At 65.4% G+C, this 19009-nt stretch carries 15 protein-coding genes and 1 pseudogene; 10 read left to right on the top strand and 6 right to left on the bottom strand.

The genetic code is table 11. From position 1 onward, the window contains the following. Window positions 1–153 precede the first annotated feature (153 nt). The 9 genes and pseudogenes from LOY33_RS23700 to LOY33_RS23740 all read left to right on the top strand — a co-directional run bounded on the left by LOY33_RS23700 (window position 154) and on the right by LOY33_RS23740 (window position 10168). A pseudogene (locus LOY33_RS23700) lies at window positions 154–1836 on the top strand (flavin monoamine oxidase family protein). A 12-nt stretch (window positions 1837–1848) separates the two neighbouring features. Beyond that, window positions 1849–2649, top strand: coding sequence for a carbon-nitrogen hydrolase family protein (locus LOY33_RS23705; protein WP_043863696.1), 801 nt, complete (start codon window positions 1849–1851; stop codon window positions 2647–2649). Between the two features lie 42 nt (window positions 2650–2691). Beyond that, a complete protein-coding gene (gene pqqF, locus LOY33_RS23710) occupies window positions 2692–5028 on the top strand; it encodes a pyrroloquinoline quinone biosynthesis protein PqqF (protein WP_258660257.1) in 2337 nt (778 codons plus the stop codon). A gap of 120 nt (window positions 5029–5148) precedes the next feature. Further along, window positions 5149–5220: a pyrroloquinoline quinone precursor peptide PqqA gene (pqqA, locus tag LOY33_RS23715; protein ID WP_008365141.1), complete on the top strand. Its 72-nt coding sequence runs from the start codon at window positions 5149–5151 to the stop codon at window positions 5218–5220. Between the two features lie 67 nt (window positions 5221–5287). Then, a complete protein-coding gene (gene pqqB, locus LOY33_RS23720) occupies window positions 5288–6199 on the top strand; it encodes a pyrroloquinoline quinone biosynthesis protein PqqB (protein ID WP_054915970.1) in 912 nt (303 codons plus the stop codon). 8 nt (window positions 6200–6207) lie between these two features. After that, the gene (gene pqqC, locus LOY33_RS23725; RefSeq protein ID WP_054915971.1) at window positions 6208–6963 is read left to right on the top strand and encodes a pyrroloquinoline-quinone synthase PqqC; all 756 of its coding nucleotides are present in this window, start codon (window positions 6208–6210) and stop codon (window positions 6961–6963) included. After that, window positions 6960–7235, top strand: a complete 276-nt coding sequence (pqqD, locus tag LOY33_RS23730) for a pyrroloquinoline quinone biosynthesis peptide chaperone PqqD (RefSeq protein ID WP_043863692.1) — start codon at window positions 6960–6962, stop codon at window positions 7233–7235. The genes pqqC and pqqD overlap by 4 nt, the downstream gene beginning before the upstream one ends. Beyond that, complete coding sequence (gene pqqE, locus LOY33_RS23735) at window positions 7207–8367, top strand: pyrroloquinoline quinone biosynthesis protein PqqE (RefSeq protein WP_043863691.1); 1161 nt, start codon at window positions 7207–7209, stop codon at window positions 8365–8367. Before pqqD ends, pqqE begins: the two co-directional genes overlap by 29 nt. Next, window positions 8333–10168, top strand: coding sequence for a S9 family peptidase (locus tag LOY33_RS23740; protein WP_258660259.1), 1836 nt, complete (start codon window positions 8333–8335; stop codon window positions 10166–10168). The genes pqqE and LOY33_RS23740 overlap by 35 nt, the downstream gene beginning before the upstream one ends. Window positions 10169–10265: 97 nt before the next feature. On the opposite strand, the gene LOY33_RS23745 is transcribed toward LOY33_RS23740, so the two are convergent. From LOY33_RS23745 to LOY33_RS23755, 3 genes are all read right to left on the bottom strand, one after another. After that, the gene (locus tag LOY33_RS23745; RefSeq protein WP_011063854.1) at window positions 10266–10424 is read right to left on the bottom strand and encodes a YqaE/Pmp3 family membrane protein; all 159 of its coding nucleotides are present in this window, start codon (window positions 10422–10424) and stop codon (window positions 10266–10268) included. 163 nt (window positions 10425–10587) lie between these two features. Continuing rightward, complete coding sequence (locus LOY33_RS23750; RefSeq protein WP_043863689.1) at window positions 10588–11859, bottom strand: aspartate aminotransferase family protein; 1272 nt, start codon at window positions 11857–11859, stop codon at window positions 10588–10590. Beyond that, the gene (locus LOY33_RS23755) at window positions 11856–12554 is read right to left on the bottom strand and encodes an MOSC domain-containing protein (protein WP_058541823.1); all 699 of its coding nucleotides are present in this window, start codon (window positions 12552–12554) and stop codon (window positions 11856–11858) included. The genes LOY33_RS23750 and LOY33_RS23755 overlap by 4 nt, the downstream gene beginning before the upstream one ends. A gap of 102 nt (window positions 12555–12656) precedes the next feature. On the opposite strand from LOY33_RS23755, the gene LOY33_RS23760 reads away from it, so the two are divergent. Continuing rightward, a complete protein-coding gene (locus tag LOY33_RS23760) occupies window positions 12657–13577 on the top strand; it encodes a LysR family transcriptional regulator (RefSeq protein WP_043863687.1) in 921 nt (306 codons plus the stop codon). A 229-nt stretch (window positions 13578–13806) separates the two neighbouring features. On the opposite strand, the gene LOY33_RS23765 is transcribed toward LOY33_RS23760, so the two are convergent. From LOY33_RS23765 to LOY33_RS23775, 3 genes are all read right to left on the bottom strand, one after another. Next, window positions 13807–15585 carry an acyl-CoA dehydrogenase C-terminal domain-containing protein gene (locus tag LOY33_RS23765; protein WP_258660261.1) on the bottom strand — a complete coding sequence of 593 codons (1779 nt, stop codon included), beginning with the start codon at window positions 15583–15585 and terminating at the stop codon, window positions 13807–13809. Between the two features lie 122 nt (window positions 15586–15707). Beyond that, the gene (locus LOY33_RS23770; protein WP_043863685.1) at window positions 15708–16991 is read right to left on the bottom strand and encodes a GGDEF domain-containing protein; all 1284 of its coding nucleotides are present in this window, start codon (window positions 16989–16991) and stop codon (window positions 15708–15710) included. Window positions 16992–17189: 198 nt separating this feature from the next. Continuing rightward, the gene (locus tag LOY33_RS23775) at window positions 17190–18995 is read right to left on the bottom strand and encodes a phenylacyl-CoA dehydrogenase (RefSeq protein WP_043863684.1); all 1806 of its coding nucleotides are present in this window, start codon (window positions 18993–18995) and stop codon (window positions 17190–17192) included. Window positions 18996–19009 lie beyond the last annotated feature (14 nt).

Genomic DNA, 19009 nt, shown 5'->3' on the forward strand with positions numbered 1-19009 from the left:
CACTCTGCTCAAGCATCCCGTCACAATGACAAAAATCCCCACAAAACGACGACACTCTGCATCTTAATAACCAACACCCTCCCCTCGTAGAATGACCGCCAGCATTTCCTATACTCAAGCTCCGCTCCCCGCGCAGCCCTGGCAAGGTCTCCCATGAACAAGAACAATCGCCACCCCGCCGACGGCAAAAAAACCGGTCACCATCTTCGGCCCGGACTTCCCCTTCGCCTTCGACGACTGGATCGAGCACCCGGCCGGCCTGGGCAGCATTCCCGCCGAGCGCCACGGTGAGGAGGTGGCCATCGTCGGTGCCGGCATCGCCGGCCTGGTGGCCGCCTACGAGCTGATGAAGCTGGGCCTCAAGCCGGTGGTGTACGAGGCGTCGAAAATGGGCGGGCGCCTGCGCTCGCAGACCTTCTCCGGCGCCGAAGGCATCGTCGCCGAGCTGGGTGGCATGCGCTTCCCGGTGTCTTCCACGGCCTTCTATCACTACGTCGACAAGCTGGGCCTGGAGACCAGACCCTTCCCCAACCCGCTGACCCCCGCCTCCGGCAGCACGGTGATCGACCTCGAGGGCCAGACCCACTACGCCGAAAAACTCAGCGACCTGCCGGCACTGTTCCAGGAAGTGGCCGATGCCTGGGCCGATGCGCTGGAGGATGGCGCACGCTTCGGCGACATCCAGCAGGCAATCCGCGATCGCGACGTGCCGCGCCTGAAGGCACTGTGGAACACCCTGGTGCCGCTGTGGGACGACCGCACCTTCTACGACTTCGTCGCCACCTCCAAGGCCTTCGCCAAGCTCAGCTTCCTGCACCGCGAAGTGTTCGGCCAGGTGGGCTTTGGCACCGGCGGCTGGGACTCCGACTTCCCCAACTCGATGCTCGAGATCTTCCGCGTGGTGATGACCAACTGCGACGATCACCAGCACCTGGTGGTGGGCGGTGTCGAGCAGGTGCCCCTGGGCATCTGGCGGCATGTGCCGCAACGCTGCGCCCACTGGCCGCAAGGCACCAGCCTCAGCTCATTGCACCGTGGCACGCCACATTCAGGGGTGAAAAGCATCGCCCGCGCCGACGATGGGCGCCTGGCCGTTACCGACACCTGGGGCGTCACCCGCCATTACGCCGCGGTGCTCACCACCTGTCAGAGCTGGCTGCTGACCACCCAGATCGAGTGCGAGGAGTCGCTGTTCTCGCAGAAGATGTGGATGGCCCTGGACCGCACCCGCTACATGCAGTCGTCCAAGACCTTCGTGATGGTCGACCGCCCGTTCTGGAAGGACAAGGACCCGCAGACCGGCCGCGACCTGATGAGCATGACCCTCACCGACCGCCTCACCCGCGGCACCTACCTGTTCGACAACGGCGACGACAGGCCGGGGGTGATCTGCCTGTCGTACTCGTGGATGAGCGATGCGCTCAAGATGCTGCCGCACCCGGTGGAAAAACGCGTGAAACTGGCGCTGGACGCCCTGAAGAAGATCTACCCAAGGTCGATATCGCCGGGCACATCATCGGCGACCCGATCACCGTGTCGTGGGAAGCCGACCCGCATTTCCTGGGGGCGTTCAAGGGCGCCCTGCCCGGCCATTATCGTTACAATCAGCGCATGTACGCGCACTTCATGCAGCAGGACCTGCCTGCCGAGCAGCGCGGCATCTTTATCGCAGGCGACGACGTCTCCTGGACCCCGGCCTGGGTCGAAGGCGCGGTGCAGACCTCGCTCAACGCGGTATGGGGCATCATGAACCACTTCGGTGGCCGCACCCACGCCGACAACCCCGGCCCTGGCGATGTATTCAACGAGATCGGCCCGATCGCCCTGGCCGACTGAAAGGAGAGACCCATGCGCATAGCCCTGTACCAGGGCCAGCCCCACCCGATGGACGTGGCCGGCAACCTCGAGCGCCTGCACCAGCAGGCGCAGCTGGCGGCAGCACGCGGCGCCGAACTGCTGGTGTGCCCCGAGATGTTCCTCAGCGGCTACAACATCGGCAGCGAAGCGGTCGCACGCCTGGCCGAGCCGCAGGACGGCGCATCGGCCATGGCCGTGGTGGAAATTGCCCAGGCCAACCGCATCGCCATCGTCTACGGCTACCCCGAGCTTGGCGAGGACGGCCAGGTGTACAACAGCGTGCAGTTGATCGACGCCCACGGCAGCAGCCTGGCCAACTACCGCAAGACCCACCTGTTCGGCGGGCTGGACCGCGCCATGTTCAGCCCCGGCCCCGACCATTTCCCGGTGGTCACGCTCAATGGCTGGCAGCTGGGCCTGTTGATCTGCTACGACATCGAGTTCCCGGAAAACGCCCGCCGCCTGGCCCTGGCCGGGGCCGAGCTGATCGTGGTGCCGACAGCCAACATGCAGCCCTACGATTTCATCTGCCAGTTCACCGTGCGCGTACGCGCCCAGGAGAACCAGTGCTACCTGGTGTATGCCAACTACTGCGGCGCCGAGGAGCAGATCCACTATTGCGGCCAAAGCAGCATCATCGGCCCGGACGGCAGCCTGCTGGCCATGGCCGGGCATGAGCCCACGCTGCTGGTGGCCGACCTCGAGCTGCAACGGGTGCACGAAGGCCGCGCCAGCACACCGTACCTGCACGACCTGCGTGTGGAACTCCACGGCGGCCCGCGCAAGCACTGATTTATCCGCTAGCATGACGGTTCGCACGTTACCGGAGCCGTCATGTCCTGCGCCCACCTCACCCTGCCCAACGGCCTGCACGTCACCCTGCGCCATGCACCGCGGCTCAAGCGCTGTGCAGCGGCAGTGCGGGTGCGCGCCGGCAGCCACGATGCTCCCAACGCCTGGCCGGGGCTGGCGCACTTTCTCGAACACCTGTTCTTTCTCGGCAACCCGCGCTTTGCCATCGACGACGCCCTGATGCGCTACGTGCAGCGCCAGGGCGGCCAGGTCAATGCCAGCACGCGGGAGCGCACCACCGACTTCTTCTTCGAAGTGCCGGCTGCCGCCTTCGAGGGGGGCATCGAGCGCTTGTGTGAAATGCTCGCCAACCCCCAGGCCGACCGTGCGCAACAGCTGCGCGAGCGCGAAGTGATCCATGCCGAGTTCATTGCCTGGGCGCGCAACCCCGAAGCGCAGCGTCAGCACGCACTGCTGCAGAGCGTGTCGGCGCAGCATCCGCTGAGCGGTTTTCACGCTGGCAACCGCTACAGCCTGCCGGTACCCGACGCGGCCTTCCAGAGCGCCCTGCAAGCCTTTCACCAACGCTACTACCAGGCCGGGCAGATGACCCTGAGCCTGGTTGGCCCACAGCCGCTGGCCACCCTTGAAGCCCTGGCCATGCAGTACGGCGCCGTCTTGGCACCCGGGCAGGCCATCGAACAAGGCCCGGCACCGGCGCTGCAGCTTCGCGCTGCGCGGGTTGAACAGCTGCCCGGGCAACGGGATGTGCTGCTCGGCTATGAACGGCTGCCCGCCGGCGCTGCCCAGGCGATCGCCTTTCTCGACACCTGGCTTTCGGACACCCGCCCGGGCGGGCTGCTGGCCGCTTTGCGCGAACGGCGCTGGCTGGAGGATTTCAGTTTTTCGGCATTGCATCAGTTCGCCGCACAGGCACTGCTGCACGCGCGCTTCAAGCTCAATGACGCGGCACCTGCCGAGCAGGTCGAAGACCTGTTCCGGGACTGGCTGAGCTTCTTGCGCGATGCCGACCTGACGGCGCTGAACAGCGAATATGCACGTATCCAGCAGTCACGCGCGCTGGCCGCCGGCGCCCTGGAACTGGCGCGCCGCGACAGCAGCGGCCAGCCATTCAGTGCACTCGACGCCCAGGGACTGGCGGCACTGCAAGGCCTGCTCGAACCCTTCACCGAGCAAGCCCGCCAGCCCTGGCGACTGCCACCTGCCGAGCCCTTGCTGGCCGTCGGGTTCAGCGATGCACCCGCCACGCCGACACCCGCCGGGGTTATCCACAGCCCGGCGCTGCCGGCCGTGCGGCAGTACGGCGTGATCTACCTGCGCTGGCAGGTGCGCTCGGCGTTGCGCGCGCGGCTGTGGCGCGTACTCGAAGGTGCCCTGCGCCCACTGGTCGAGCGCGCCACCCGCGCCTCGGTGGAGCTGCAATGGAGCGAGTGCGAGCACCTCTGGCAACTGCGCTGCGCCGGGTCACCGCCCGCCATTGTCGCAGTCGTCGAGCAGGCATTGGCGCTGCTGCGCCTGCCTGCCGCCCAGGACTGGAGCGCAGGCTCAGGCACCGAGCCGGCGCTGATCCCGATCCGCCTGCTGCTAAAGCAGTTGCCGGGCTATATCGTCGGGCGTGACCCGGGGCCATTGCCGACCTGCCTGATCGCCCAGCCCGAGCTGGATGCGCTCTGGCAGCATGCCCGCTGGCAGGGCATGACCTGCGGCTTCACCGAAGCGGTGCAGCCGGCGCTGAATGCGCTGCTGGCCCAGGTACCGGGACAGCCGGGCATGGCCGAGCCGATAACCGGCGATGCCACAGGGCCCTGGCAGCATGTGCCGCTGCCCGAAGGCGAGCACGCACTGCTGGTGTTCTGCCCCGCCCCGCCCGGCAGCGAGGCGGTGTACCGGCTGCTGGCACATCGACTGCAAGGGCCCTTCTACCAGCGCCTGCGGGTGGAGCTGCAACTGGGCTATGCAGTGTTCAGCGCATTGCGCCAGGTGCAGGGCCATACCGGCCTGCTGCTGGGCGTGCAGTCGCCCAAGGCCGACCCGGCACAGATCCTCGAGCACATGCGCTGCGTGGTCGCAGGCTTCACCCATGACCTGACCGATGATGCCGAGGCGCGTCAGGCCCTGGCGGCGCAGTTCCACGAACCGGACATGGGCAATGCCGATGTCGCCGAATGGGCCTGGCAGGCCCGGCTGGCCGGCAGCGACGCCCCCAGCCTGGACACGCTGCGACAACAGCTGCTGGCCGTCACCGCACAGCAGCTCGAACACGCCGCCCGGCACCTGTTCGACAACGCCCTGTACCTGGCCAGCGCCGCACAGGGCGGATTGTTACCGGCAACGCAACAGCCTTTCTCGCAGGTTTAACCAAACTGTCCATTAATTTTAGTAAGATGGCGCTACCCGGGCCGTTGTAACCCCTTGTTTCAAAGGGGGGCCTAAATATGTAGCCACCCGCCCCCAGACCTATCCGGAAGGAGTACTCCCATGTGGACCAAACCTGCTTACACTGACCTGCGTATTGGCTTTGAAGTGACCATGTATTTCGCAAGTCGCTGAGTCTGCTTGCGGTACAACGCCTCGGTCAGCCGGGGCGTTTTCATTTTTGGACGCAGCAGGAGTGGCCATGTACATCCAGATTCTAGGTTCCGCCGCCGGCGGCGGTTTCCCGCAGTGGAACTGCAACTGCGACAACTGCAAGGGCTTTCGCGACGGCACCTTGCGCGCCAGCGCACGCACCCAGTCCTCGATCGCGCTGTCCGACGACGGGGTGCACTGGGTGCTGTGCAACGCCTCGCCGGACATCCGCGCGCAGCTGCAAGGCTTCGCCCCCATGCAGCCGGCCCGCGCCCTGCGCGACACCGGGATCAACGCGATCATCCTGCTCGACAGCCAGATCGACCACACCACCGGCCTGCTCAGCCTGCGCGAAGGTTGCCCGCACCAGGTGTGGTGCACCGACATGGTCCACCAGGACCTGAGCACCGGCTTCCCTCTGTTCACCATGCTCAGCCACTGGAACGGTGGCCTGCAGTGGAACCGCATAGAGCTCGAAGGCAGCTTCGTGATCGAGGCGTGCCCGAACCTGCGCTTTACCCCGTTCCCGCTGCGCAGCGCCGCGCCGCCCTACTCGCCGCACCGCTTCGACCCGCACCCGGGCGACAACCTGGGGCTGATGGTCGAAGACCTGCGCACCGGCGGCAAGCTGTTCTACGCCCCGGGTCTTGGCCAGTTCGACGACAAGCTGCTGCAACTGATGCACGACGCCGATTGCCTGCTGGTCGACGGCACGCTGTGGGAGGATGATGAGATGCAGCGCCGCGGTGTCGGTACCCGCACGGGCCGCGAGATGGGTCACCTGGCACAGAATGGCCCCGGCGGCATGCTCGAGGTACTCGAAGGCTTCCCCGACCAGCGCAAGGTACTTATCCACATCAACAACACCAACCCGATTCTCGATGAAGACTCCGCCGAGCGCGCCGAACTGGCCCGCCGCAACGTCGAAGTGGCCTTCGACGGCATGAGCATCGAGCTGTAGGAGCCCCCATGAGCGAAGCCGTACCGCTTTCCCCCGCCGCGTTCGAGCAGGCCTTGCGCGCCAAGGGCGCCTACTACCACATCCATCACCCCTACCACGTGGCCATGTATGAAGGCCGCGCCAGCCGCGAGCAGATCCAGGGCTGGGTCGCCAACCGCTTCTACTACCAGGTCAACATCCCGATGAAGGATGCGGCGATCCTGGCCAACTGCCCGGACCGCGAGATCCGCCGTGAGTGGATCCAGCGCCTGCTCGACCACGACGGCGCCCCCGGCGAAGACGGCGGCATCGAAGCCTGGCTGCGCCTGGGCCAGGCCGTGGGCCTGGACCCCGACCAGCTACGCTCGCAGGAGCTGGTGCTGCCCGGCGTGCGCTTCGCGGTCGACGCCTACGTCAACTTCGCCCGCCGTGCCAGCTGGCAGGAAGCGGCCAGCAGCTCGCTGACCGAACTGTTCGCACCGCAGATCCACCAGTCACGCCTGGACAGCTGGCCACAGCACTATCCCTGGATCGACCCGGCCGGCTACGAGTACTTCCGCACCCGCCTGGGCCAGGCCCGGCGCGATGTGGAGCATGGCCTGAGCATCACCCTGCAGCACTACACCACGGTGCAGGGTCAACAACGCATGCTGGAGATTCTTCAGTTCAAGCTCGATATTCTGTGGAGCATGCTCGACGCCATGAGCATGGCCTATGAACTGAACCGCCCGCCCTACCACAGCGTCACCAGCGAGCGGGTGTGGCACAAGGGGATCACCTTATGAGTTTCGACCGTTCGAAGACGCCGCACTGGCGCCCCGGCTACCGCTTCCAGTACGAACCGGCGCAGAAGGGCCATGTGCTGCTCTACCCCGAAGGCATGATCAAGCTCAACGAAAGCGCCGCGCTGATCGGCGGGCTGATCGACGGCAAGCGCGATGTGGCCGCGATCATTGCCGAGCTGGACGTTCAATTCCCCGGTGTACCCGAACTCGGTGACGACATCGAGCAATTCATGGAGGTCGCCCGTGAGCAACACTGGATCGTCCTTGAGTGAGGTACCGGCCAAGCCCGCAGTCGGCCTGCCGCTGTGGCTGCTGGCCGAGCTGACCTACCGCTGCCCGCTGCAATGCCCGTACTGCTCCAACCCGCTGGACTTCGCCGAGCAGGGCAAGGAGTTGAGCACCGAGCAGTGGTTCAAGGTGATGGCCGAGGCGCGTGAAATGGGCGCCGCGCAGCTGGGCTTTTCCGGCGGCGAGCCACTGGTGCGCCAGGACCTGGCCGAGCTGATCGGCGAGGGGCGCCGCCTGGGCTACTACACCAACCTGATCACCTCCGGCATCGGCCTGACCGAACAGAAGATCGCCGACTTCAAGCGCGCCGGGCTGGACCACATCCAGATCAGCTTCCAGGCCAGCGACGAACAGGTCAACAACCTGCTGGCCGGCTCGAAGAAAGCCTTCGCGCAGAAGCTGGAGATGGCCCGCGCGGTCAAGGCCCACGGCTACCCGATGGTGCTGAACTTCGTCACCCACCGGCACAACATCGACAAGATCGACCGCATCATCGAGCTGTGCATCGCCCTGGAAGCCGACTTCGTCGAGCTCGCCACGTGCCAGTTCTACGGCTGGGCCAAGCTCAACCGCGCCGGCCTGCTGCCCACCCGCGCGCAGCTGGAGCGCGCCGAACGCATCACCAACGAATACCGCGAGAAGCTGCAGGCTGCGGGCAACCCGTGCAAGCTGATCTTCGTCACCCCCGACTACTATGAAGAGCGGCCCAAGGGCTGCATGAACGGCTGGGGCAGCATCTTCCTCACCGTCACCCCGGACGGCACCGCACTGCCGTGTCATGGCGCACGCCAGTTGCCGGTACAATTCCCCAACGTGCGCGAACACAGCATGCAGCACATATGGTATGACTCGTTCGGTTTCAATCGTTTTCGCGGCTACGACTGGATGCCCGAGCCGTGCCGCTCCTGCGACGAGAAAGAAAAGGACTTCGGCGGCTGCCGCTGCCAGGCCTTCATGCTGACCGGCGACGCCAGCAATGCCGACCCGGTTTGCGCCAAATCGGCGGACCACGGGATCATCCTCGCTGCTCGGGAGGAGGCCGAAACCGCCACCCAGACCATCGACCAGATGACCTTCCGCAATGATCGAAACTCCCGTCTCATCGCCCGCGGCTGAGCGTTTCAGCGCACAACAGGCGGTTGCCGCCGGCACCGACTACGCCGAACTCAAGCGCAGCCCGCTGGGGCTGTTCTGGAACGAGTTTCGCCCCCAGGACGGCGGTTGCCGCATCTGGCAGTGGCGTGACGGCCAGGCCCGCTGCCTGACCCCCGACGGCTTCAGCGTGCGCAGCCGCGTCTACGAGTATGGCGGCGGCGGTTTCTGCCTGAGCGACGACGGGCTGGTGTTCGTCAACGAAGCCGACCAGCAGCTCTACAGCCAGGGGCTCGGCGGCGGGCAGCCGCAGCCGCTGACCCACGGCCAGTGCCGCTACGGTGACCTGCGCTGGGGCGCCGGCCAGGTGCTGGCGGTTGAAGAAGACGCCGATGTGCACCGGCTGGTATCGATCGCCGCCGGCACCCGCACGGTACTGGCCGAAGGCGCCGACTTCTATGCCGCTCCCACCCTCAGCGCCGACGGCCAGCGCCTGGCCTGGATCGAATGGAGCCGCCCGCACCAACCCTGGACTGCCACCCGCCTGCTGTGCGCCGAACGCCGCGATGCACACACCTGGGAAGCGCCGCGCTGCATCGCCGGCAGCGAGGCGCAACCGGAATCGCTGCAGCAGCCGCGCTTCGATGCCGACGGTCGCCTGTACTGCCTGTCGGATCGTGACGGCTACTGGGAACCCTGGGGCGAAACCCCGCAGGGCTGGGCAGCACTGCCGGCCGAGCGCGCCGACCATGCCGGCGCACCGTGGCAACTGGGCGCCAGCACCTGGCTGCCCCTGGACGGCGGCGGGTATCTGGCGAGCTGGTTCGAGGGCGGCTTCAGCCGCCTGGGCGTGCATCATGCCGATGGCACCCTGGAAGACTTCAGTGACGTCTACACCCGCTTTCGCTGCCTGGAGATCGACGACCGGTACCTGTATGCCATCGCCGCCTCTGCCATCAGCACGCCCGCCGTCATCGCCATCGACCGCCACAGCCATGCCGTTCAGGTGCTGGCCGGCGGTGCGATGCCCTTGCCCAGCGAACAGGTCAGCCAGCCGCGCAGCATCACCTACCCCAGCGGCGATGCCCAGGCGCACGCCTTCTTCTACCCGGCCATGAATGGTGTCGAGGCGCCGCCGCTGGTGGTGTTCGTGCATGGCGGACCGACCTCGGCGTGCTTCCCGGTGCTCGACCCGCGCATCCAGTACTGGACCCAGCGCGGCTTTGCCGTGGCCGACCTCAACTACCGTGGCAGCAGCGGCTATGGCCGCGCCTATCGCCAGGCCCTGCACCTGCGCTGGGGCGAAGTGGACGTGCAGGATGCCTGCGCGGTGGTCGACTTCCTGGCAGGGCAAGGGTTGATCGACCCGACGCAGGCGTTCATCCGCGGGGGCAGCGCCGGGGGCTACACCACGCTGTGTGCGCTGGCGTTCCAGAATGTGTTCCGTGGCGGGGCGAGCCTGTACGGGGTCAGCGACCCGCTGGCGCTGACGCGCGCCACGCACAAGTTCGAAGGCGATTACCTGGACTGGCTGATCGGCGACCCGCAGCAGGATGTGCAGCGTTATCAGGCGCGCACGCCACTGCTGCATGCCGCGCAGATCAAGGTGCCGGTGATTTTCTTCCAGGGCGAACTGGATGCGGTGGTGGTACCGGAGCAGACCCGTTCGATGCTGGCGGCGCTGAAGGCCAACGGGGTGCGTGCCGAAGGGCATTTCTACCCGACCGAGCGGCACGGGTTCCGGACGGCAGCGAACCTGGCGCATGCGCTGGAAGAAGAGTGGAAGTTCTACCGGGAGGTTCTGTCACGGCCATTGCCATTGTAGGAGCCAGCCTTGCTGGCGAATGTCCCAGCGCGGTCTGAACCGTACAGGCCCATTCGCCGGCAACGCCGGCTCCTACAGGCGATGGCCGCGACGCGGTCTAGCGCTTGGCGATGATGTACACCGCGTGCACGATCCCCGGAATGTAACCGCACAAGGTGAGCAGGATGTTCAGCCAGAAGGCGCCACCAAAACCCACCTGCAGGAACACGCCCAGCGGCGGCAACAGAATGGCGAAGATAATTCGGATCAGGTCCATCGGGCAGCTCCTTGTCTAAAGTCCTAACTACAGACTGCAAGCACCCCCCACTGGTTCAAATAGCCATCCCCCATAAAAAAACGCCCCAGGCCAAAAGGATCAGGCCCGGGGCGATGCGCAGGAACGCGAGACGGTTCGTTGAATTCGGTACGGCGCTACCGGGTCAGGCACGCCGCTGGTTGAGTTGCGCCGTGTGCACACGGGCAAAGGCACGCGCCAGGCGCAGCAGCATTTCGTCGATGTTGCCGCGGCTGACGGTCAGCGCCGGCGAAAAGCGCAGCACATTGGCCTGCGCCGCATTGAGCAGCAGCCCTTCCTGCAGCGCCGCCTTGACCAGGGCTGCGGCCGAGTCGTCGCTCAGCTCCAGGCCCCACAGCAAGCCCTGGCCGCGCACCTCGCCCTGGCCATAACGCCCCGCCAGGTGGCTCAGGCCATCACGCAGGTGCCGCCCCGACGCCTGCACCTGCTCCATGAAGCCCGGCTCCAGCACGGCATCGAGAATCGCCAGGCCCGCCGCACTCATCAGTGCATTGCCATGGTGACTGCCTTCCAGCTCGCCGGCCTCGGCGCAGCAGGCCGTACCCCGCGCCAGCAGGGCGGCCAGCGGCACACCGCCGCCCAGGCCCTTGCCCAGGGTGATGATGTCGGCGCGCACACCGTAGGTCTGCTCGGCCAGCAGCGCGCCGCAACGGCCTACGCCGGTCTGCACCTCATCCAGGATCAGCAGGATGCCCAGTTCGCGGCACAGGCGCTCGACACCCTTGAGGTACTGCTGGGTGGCCGGGATCACCCCGGCCTCGCCCTGGATCGGCTCGAGCATGATCGCCACGGTACGCGAGTCCACTGCTGCATGCAGCGCGGCCAGATCGTTGAACGGCACCTTGCTGAAACCCGGCAGGCCCGGCTCGCAGCGGTTGCACGCCGACGGGTCGGAGGCCGACAGCGCCCCCAGGCTGCGCCCGTGGCAGCTCTGGCGCGCAGTGATGATGTGGTAGGCGCCATTGCGATGCAGCTGGCCCCACTTGCGCGCCAGCTTGATCGCACCTTCGCAGGCTTCGGCACCACTGTTGAGCAGGTAGGCCTGATCACTGCCGGTGCTCTGGCACAGGCGGTTGACCAGGCTCAACAGGCCACGGTTATGAAAGCCGGCGCCGGGGTTGATCAATGCCTGGGCCTGGCTGCTCAGTGCCTGCACCAGCGCCTTGGGGCTGTGCCCGAGGCTGTTCACCGCGCAACCCTGGGTGAAATCCAGATAGGCGCGGCCTTCGTTGTCCCACAGCCATGAACCCTGGCCGCGCACGAACACCTGTGGCGCACGCTCGGTGGCCGGCATCAGGCATTCCCGCGACAGCTGCTCGGCCTGGGCCAGTGCCACCGGCGCCGGTGCCTGCTCGGCAGCGCGCGCCGCCTGGCGACGCAGATTGAACAGGTTCATGCGCGCAGCCCTTCCAGCGGCAGGCCAAGCAGGCGCGCGGCCCAGTCCTCGACCTGGCCGCTGCGCAGGCGCTTGATCGCGATGTCGCGCCAGCGTGACGAGAGGGCCGGACAATCCACCAGCTTTTTCAAACCCGCATGCTCCAGAGGTTCACGGTAAAAAGTATGCAGTGCCCAGGCCACGGTCAGGCCCGGATAGCTGCGTTGTATCAGTTCGAACGGCTCGTCGGCGCTGACGAAGCCAGGCTTGAGCACCCGGTAGAACCAGCCGCAGCGCAGCGCGTCCTGCGCCTGTTGCGGCAGGTTCGGCAAGCCCCAGCGATGGCTCAGGCGGTAGCACGGCGAGCGCGGCTGGCTGACCTGCAGCAGCGCCCCGCCCCAGCGGAACATGTCGCCCAGGCAGACGTGCTCTTCGGTAAGGCCGCGGGTCGAGAGGTTTTCGCCAAAACCCGGCGCGCACCAGTCGATCTGTGGATAACGTCGCCGCCACCAGGCGTAGTGCTCGGCCGGATAGTGGTGCAAGGCCCGCTCGGGGCCGGTATGGAAGCGCGGGTCGCCGTGTTCGTCGCTGCCCAGCCCCTGTGGCCATAACCACAGCCTTCTTGCAACCTGTTCCTTATCGATATCGGTGAGTAACCCATAACCGACATTTTTTGCCTTGCCTATGTAAACGCCATCCACATACACGGTATTCATCGCGCCTTCTGGCCCTGTAAACCTTGTGAATACGGGATAGACTAGGCTTCTCGCGGGCCTTCGGCCATTTCGTTTTTCGAGCTTTTTTGATAAGTATTGCTTATGGATTTTCGCCAACTGCGTTATTTCGTCGCGGTGTACGAAGAAGGCCATGTGGGCCGGGCCGCCGAACGCCTTTCACTGTCGCAGCCAGCGCTGTCGCAGCAGATCCGCCAGCTCGAACACAGCCTCGATGTGAGCCTGTTCGAACGGGGCAACAAGCGCCTGTTGCCAACCCTGGCCGCACACACACTGTACAACCACGCCCTGCCCCTGCTCGACGGCCTGCAACGCGCCCGCGAGGCGTTGCGCAACTTCCGCGGGCAGGCCTTGCGTACCCTGGCCATCGGCGTGCTGCAGACGGTACGGCCGAGCCTGGTGCCGCAACTGCTCGACCGCCTGCGCAAGGCGCAACCACACCTGGTGGTGCAGATCTACGAACTGTCGGGGCTGGAGATCGAACGGCGCCTGCTCAACGGCACCCTGGACATCGGCATCAGCTACCTGCCGCCGCGCCAGCCGGGCCTTCACGGCCTGCTGCTGTACGAAGACGAGCTGCAACTGGTGATCCCGCACACGCACCCGCTGCGCGAATTCAAGAAGGTCTCGCTCAAGCAGGCCGCCGAACTGCCCATGCTGATGCTGGGCGAAGAGTTCCAGGTACGCCAGATCTGGCAGGCGCAACTGGCCAACCTCGGGCGCCGCCCGCAGGTGCAGGCCGAGATGAACAACATGGGCGGGATTCTCGACAGCCTGGCGCATACCTCGCTGGCAACCGTGTTGCCGGGGCGTGCGCGCGACGCCACGGACGATCCAGAGCTGCTCTGGAAGCCGCTGAGCGAGCCGCGGGTGCCACTGAAGGTAGGCCTGGTGTTTCGCGATGCGCAGCGCCAGCAGGCGTCGGTGGAGTTGCTGCGCAATCTGCTGGAGGAAGAGATCGACCCTCGCCAGATCGGCGGTTCACCTCTGGATGTGCTCGGCTAGAAAAAACCCGGGCAAAAGAAAACCCCGCCGAAGCGGGGTTTTGCAGACTGTTTCCCTGACATCCTTTTCGTCCCGCCGTCCTGGCAGGAAATCCTTCCGTGTCCCTGTTATGTACTGTGCGCATCCTGCGCGACGTCCATGAGGTGAAGATTAGCTGTGGATCCAATCTTACGGAAGAGGCCAAACGTCACCACGTCATGTAAGCAAATGCTTACATGACGCCGTCAGATCAAAACTGTTCCGCGTCGAGCAGGTACAACGACTCGCTGCCCGCCTTCACCGAAGCGCTGAGCGAGTGAATACGCGGCAGCAGGCGGGCGAAGTAGAAGCGCGCGGTGCCCAGTTTGCTGGCGTAGAAGTCGTCCTCACCCTGTTTGGCCAGGGCCGTGCGGGCCATCAGTGCCCACATGTAGGCATAGGCGGTGTAGCCGAAGGCGTGCAGGTACTCCACCGACGCCGCGCCGATTTCGTTGGGGTTCGCCTTGGCGCGGTCGAGCACCCAGGCGGTCAGGTCGTCGAGGCTGTCCAGCGCCGTCTCCAGCGGTTTGACGAACTCGCCCAGCGCCGTGTCGGCGGTGGCGATGAAATGGCGGATCTCGTCGGCGAACAGCTTGTAGAACGCCCCGCCGCTGCCCACCACCTTGCGGCCCATCAGGTCCAGGGCCTGGATGCCGTTGGTGCCTTCGTAGATCTGGGTGATGCGCACGTCGCGCACCAGTTGCTCCTGGCCCCACTCGCGAATGTAGCCATGGCCGCCAAACACCTGCTGGCCATGCACGGTCACTTCCAGGCCCAGGTCGGTGAGAAACGCCTTGGACACCGGCGTCAGCAGCGCCACCAGGTCTTCGGCGCGCTTGCGGGCCTCGCGGTCTTCGCTGAACTTGGCGGTATCGAGCTGCATCGCAACATAGGTGGAGAAAGCCCGGCCGCCTTCGTTCAGTGCCTTCATGGTCAGCAGCATGCGCCGCACGTCGGGGTGCACGATGATCGGGTCGGCAGTCTTGTCCCTGGCCTGGGGCCCGGTAGGTGCACGGCTCTGCAGGCGGTCGCGGGCGTATTCGATGGCGTTCTGGTAGGAACGCTCGGCCGATGCCAGGCCCTGGATGCCGACCCCCAGACGCTCGTAGTTCATCATGGTGAACATCGCTGCCAGGCCCTTGTTCGGCTCGCCGACCAGGTAGCCCACGGCGCTGTCGAAGTTCATCACGCAGGTGGCCGAGGCCTGGATGCCCATCTTGTGCTCGATGGAGCCACAGGTGGCCGGGTTGCGCTCGCCCAGGCTGCCATCGGGGTTGACCAGGAACTTGGGCACCAGGAACAGCGAGATGCCCTTGGGCCCGGCCGGGGCGTCAGGCAGCTTGGCCAGCACCAGATGGATGATGTTCTCGGTCAGGTCGTGTTCGCCGCCGGTGATGAAGATCTTGGTGCCGGTGACCTTGTAGCTGCCGTCGGCCTGCGGCTCGGCGCGGGTACGGATGATGCCAAGGTCGGTACCGGCGTGGGGCTCGGTCAGGCACATGGAGCCGGCCCAGACCCCGGCGTACATGTTGGGCAGGTACCGCGTCTTGAGCTCTTCGCTGGCATGGGCGTTGATCGACAGGCAGGCACCGGCGGTCAGCATCGGGTACAGGCCGAAGGCCAGGCTCGAGGAGTTGACCATTTCTTCGACCTGGGCAGAGATCACCTTGGGCATGCCCATGCCGCCATAGGCAGGGTCGCCGCCCACGCCCACCCAGCCGCCATCGGCGTAGGTGCGGTAGGCATCGATGAAGCCGGCCGGGGTGCGCACGGCGCCGTTGTCCCAATGGCAGCCCTCTTCGTCGGCGCTGCGGCTCAGCGGAGCGATGCGCTGGCTGGTGACCTTGCCGGCTTCCTCGAGCACCGCCAGTGCGGTTTCTTCGTCGACCGCCTCGGCCAGCCCGGGCAGTTGTGCCCACAGCCGGGATACTTCGAAGACTTCGTTGAGGACGAAGCGCATATCGCGCAGGGGCGCTTTATAGTCAGCCATGGCAACCTCTCACACCTTGAGTCGGGACGGCCCCGCAGGGCCGCTACACAGTTGCGAGCCAGTGTAACCTAACAACTTTTGTGACACATAGGGTCATCTGGCGACCATATAGTCACTTCTGGTCACGCCGTGCGCACCGCTCCACGCTTGCTCTGGTGGCCGTAGGTCATGGTGCAGTTACGCCCCGCTCCCTTGGCACTGTACAGCGCCTGGTCGGCCGACTTGAGCACCTCATCGGGGCTGCGGTGCTCGGGCAAGCGCTCGGCGGCACCGATGCTGATGGTCACCGACACGCTGCTGGCTCCGGCCGCCCCACGACGTTGTCGCCCCTGCTGGTCGTCCTGGGGGCGGCTGTCCTGGTTGCGCAGCTGGATATTGTAGTTGGCGATCACCTCGCGCACCGCCTCCAGGTGCGGCAGGCATTCCTCGATGGTCTTGGCCGCGAACACCAGGGCGAACTCCTCGCCGCCATAGCGGTAGGCGCGGCCCCCGCCGGTGACCTTGGACAGTTTGCTGGCCACCAGGCGCAGCACCTGGTCGCCGACGTCGTGCCCGTGGGTATCGTTGAATTTCTTGAAGTGGTCGACGTCGGTCATCGCCAGCACATAGTTGCGCCCCAGACGCTGCATGCGCTCGTTGAGCGCGCGGCGCCCCGGCAGGCCGGTGAGCTCGTCGCGAAATGCCATCTGGTAGGCCTCGTGGGAGACCGCGGCGGCGATCATCAGCATCACCTGGCTGCACATGATGTTCAGGGTGAAGGGCAGGATGAAGGTCTGCGGCAGCATCCAGAAGATCCCCATCAGACCGATCACCTGCGCCGCATGCAGCGGGCGCGGTTCGCGCAGGTACTGCACCACCAGCAGGATGAAGGCGAGCAGAAACACCGGGTAGGCCAGCTGGATCAGGCTCATCCACTGACCGTGCAGCGCCGGCCAGCGGATTTCCGCGAGCCAGTTGAGCAGCGCCTGCGGGTAGCTCTGCTCCAGCCCCAGCGCCGTGCTGCCGACCGCCAGCAGCACGGCAAAGCGCGCCACCATGTCCTGGAACAGGTGCGTGCGTTCCTGCCAGGCGCCGTACAGCGCAAACAGGATGGGCAGCAACAGGCACACCAGGTGGAACACCACGGCGGCGTCCTGGCGTACCACGCCATTGTCGCGGTAGTAGTCGGTCTGGGTGTCGAGCAGGAAGTAGGCGATATACACCGTGACCATCAGGAACAGTTCACGCTGACGGCGGTAGACCGTGCAGTAGGCCCCGCCCAGCAGCAGCACCAGGGTTGGCAGCACGTTGAACAGCGAGGTGAAGAAGACGTTGAGGTCTCTGACATAAGCAGCGGCGAGCCCCGACACCAGCAGAAACAGTGACGGCAGAAAATGGCTCAGTCGTACAGCGGATAAACGAAACAAGGGAATCTCCGACCCGGCAGATCAAGTAATGGCATTGTGCCTTTAATGTGTCGGCAGCGCACATGAATAGATGAATATGCCGGCAGCACTTGTAACGGCAGGGTGGGAGCAGGGCTTAGCACGTATTCGTATCAGGTTCTGACTGGCGCATAAAAAAACCCGCCGGTAAGGGCGGGCTTTCTTGCTTCAGGCGATGACTCAGTACGAGAGGCCGAAGTGCTCTTCGTTCATGTCCATCAGGTTGCTCGCGCCCGACAGCATGGTTTCCACATGCGTGCGGGTCCGCGGCAGGATGCGCTGGAAGTAGAAGCGAGCGGTCTGCAGCTTGGCGGTGTAGAACGCCTCTTCGCTGGTGCCGGCAGCCAGTTTCTCGGCGGCCAGGCGCGCCATGTCGGCCCAGAAGTAGGCCAGGCAGGCGTAACCGGAGTACATCAGGTAGTCCACCGAGGCGGCACCGACTTCTTCGCGGTCCTTCATCGCGGCCATGCCGACCTTCATGGTCAATTCGCCCCACTCCTTGTTCAACTTGGCCAATGGCGCGACGAACTCGCTGATGGCCTCGTTGCCTTCGTTGTTCTGGACGAACTTGTGCACGATCTTGGTGAAGCCCTTGAGCGCCTCGCCCTGGGTCATCAGCACCTTGCGGCCCAGCAGGTCCAGCGCCTGGATGCCGGTGGTGCCTTCGTACAGCATCGAGATGCGGCTGTCGCGAACGTTCTGCTCCATGCCCCACTCGGCGATGAAGCCGTGGCCGCCATAGATCTGCACGCCGTGGTTGGCCGACTCGAAGCCGACTTCGGTCATGAACGCCTTGGCGATCGGGGTCATGAAGGCCAGCAGTGCGTCGGCCTTCTTCTTCTCTTCTTCGTCCTGGCTGTACTTGACGATGTCGACCTGCTTGGCGGTGAAGTACACCATCGCGCGGTTGCCTTCGGCGAAGGCTTTCATGGTCAGCAGCATGCGACGCACGTCCGGGTGGACGATGATCGGGTCAGCCGCCTTGTCCGGCGCCTTGGGGCCGGTCAGCGAACGCATCTGCAGGCGGTCGCGGGCATACTTCAGGCCGCCCTGGAACGCCACTTCGGCGTGGGCCAGGCCTTGCAGCGCGGTACCCAGGCGAGCGGTGTTCATGAAGGTGAACATGCAGTTCAGGCCCTTGTTGGCCGGGCCGATCAGGTAGCCGGTGGCGGCGTCGAAGTTCATCACGCAGGTGGCGTTGCCGTGGATGCCCATCTTGTGTTCGATGGAGCCACAGGAAACGGCGTTGCGCTCGCCCACACCGCCTTCGGCGGTCGGCAGGAACTTGGGCACGATGAACAGCGAGATGCCTTTGGTGCCGGCAGGTGCATCGGGCAGGCGCGCCAGCACGATGTGCACGATGTTGTCGGCCATGTCGTGTTCACCGGCCGAGATGAAGATCTTGGTGCCGGTGACCTTGTAGGAACCGTCGGCCTGAGGTTCGGCCTTGGTGCGCAGCATGCCCAGGTCGGTACCGCAGTGCGGTTCGGTCAGGCACATGGTGCCGGTCCATTCGCCGGATACCAGCTTGGTCAGGTAGGTGTTCTGCTGCTCGGCGGTGCCGTGCTCGGAGATGGTGTTCATCGCGCCGTGCGACAGGCCTGGGTACATGCCCCACGACCAGTTCGACTCGCCGACCATTTCGCTGACCGCCAGGCCCAGCGACTCGGGCAGACCCTGGCCGCCGTGATCGACGTCATGGGCCAGGCTCGGCCAGCCGCCTTCGACGAACTGCTTGTAGGCTTCCTTGAAGCCGGTGGGGGTCTTAACGCCCGACTCGCTCCAGGTGCAGCCTTCCAGGTCGCCCACACGGTTCAGCGGGGCCAGTACCTGTTCACAAAACTTGGCGCCTTCCTCGAGGATCGCATCGACCATGTCGGGGGTGGCGTCCTGGCAAGCCGGCAGGCTCTGATAGTGCGCTTCGTAGCCCAGCAGTTCATCGCGAACGAAACGAATATCACGCAAGGGGGCTTTGTAATCAGGCATAGCGATGAACCTCT

The sequence above is a fragment of the Pseudomonas sp. B21-036 genome, assembly GCF_024748925.1.
GTDB classification, from domain to species: domain Bacteria; phylum Pseudomonadota; class Gammaproteobacteria; order Pseudomonadales; family Pseudomonadaceae; genus Aquipseudomonas; species Aquipseudomonas palmensis.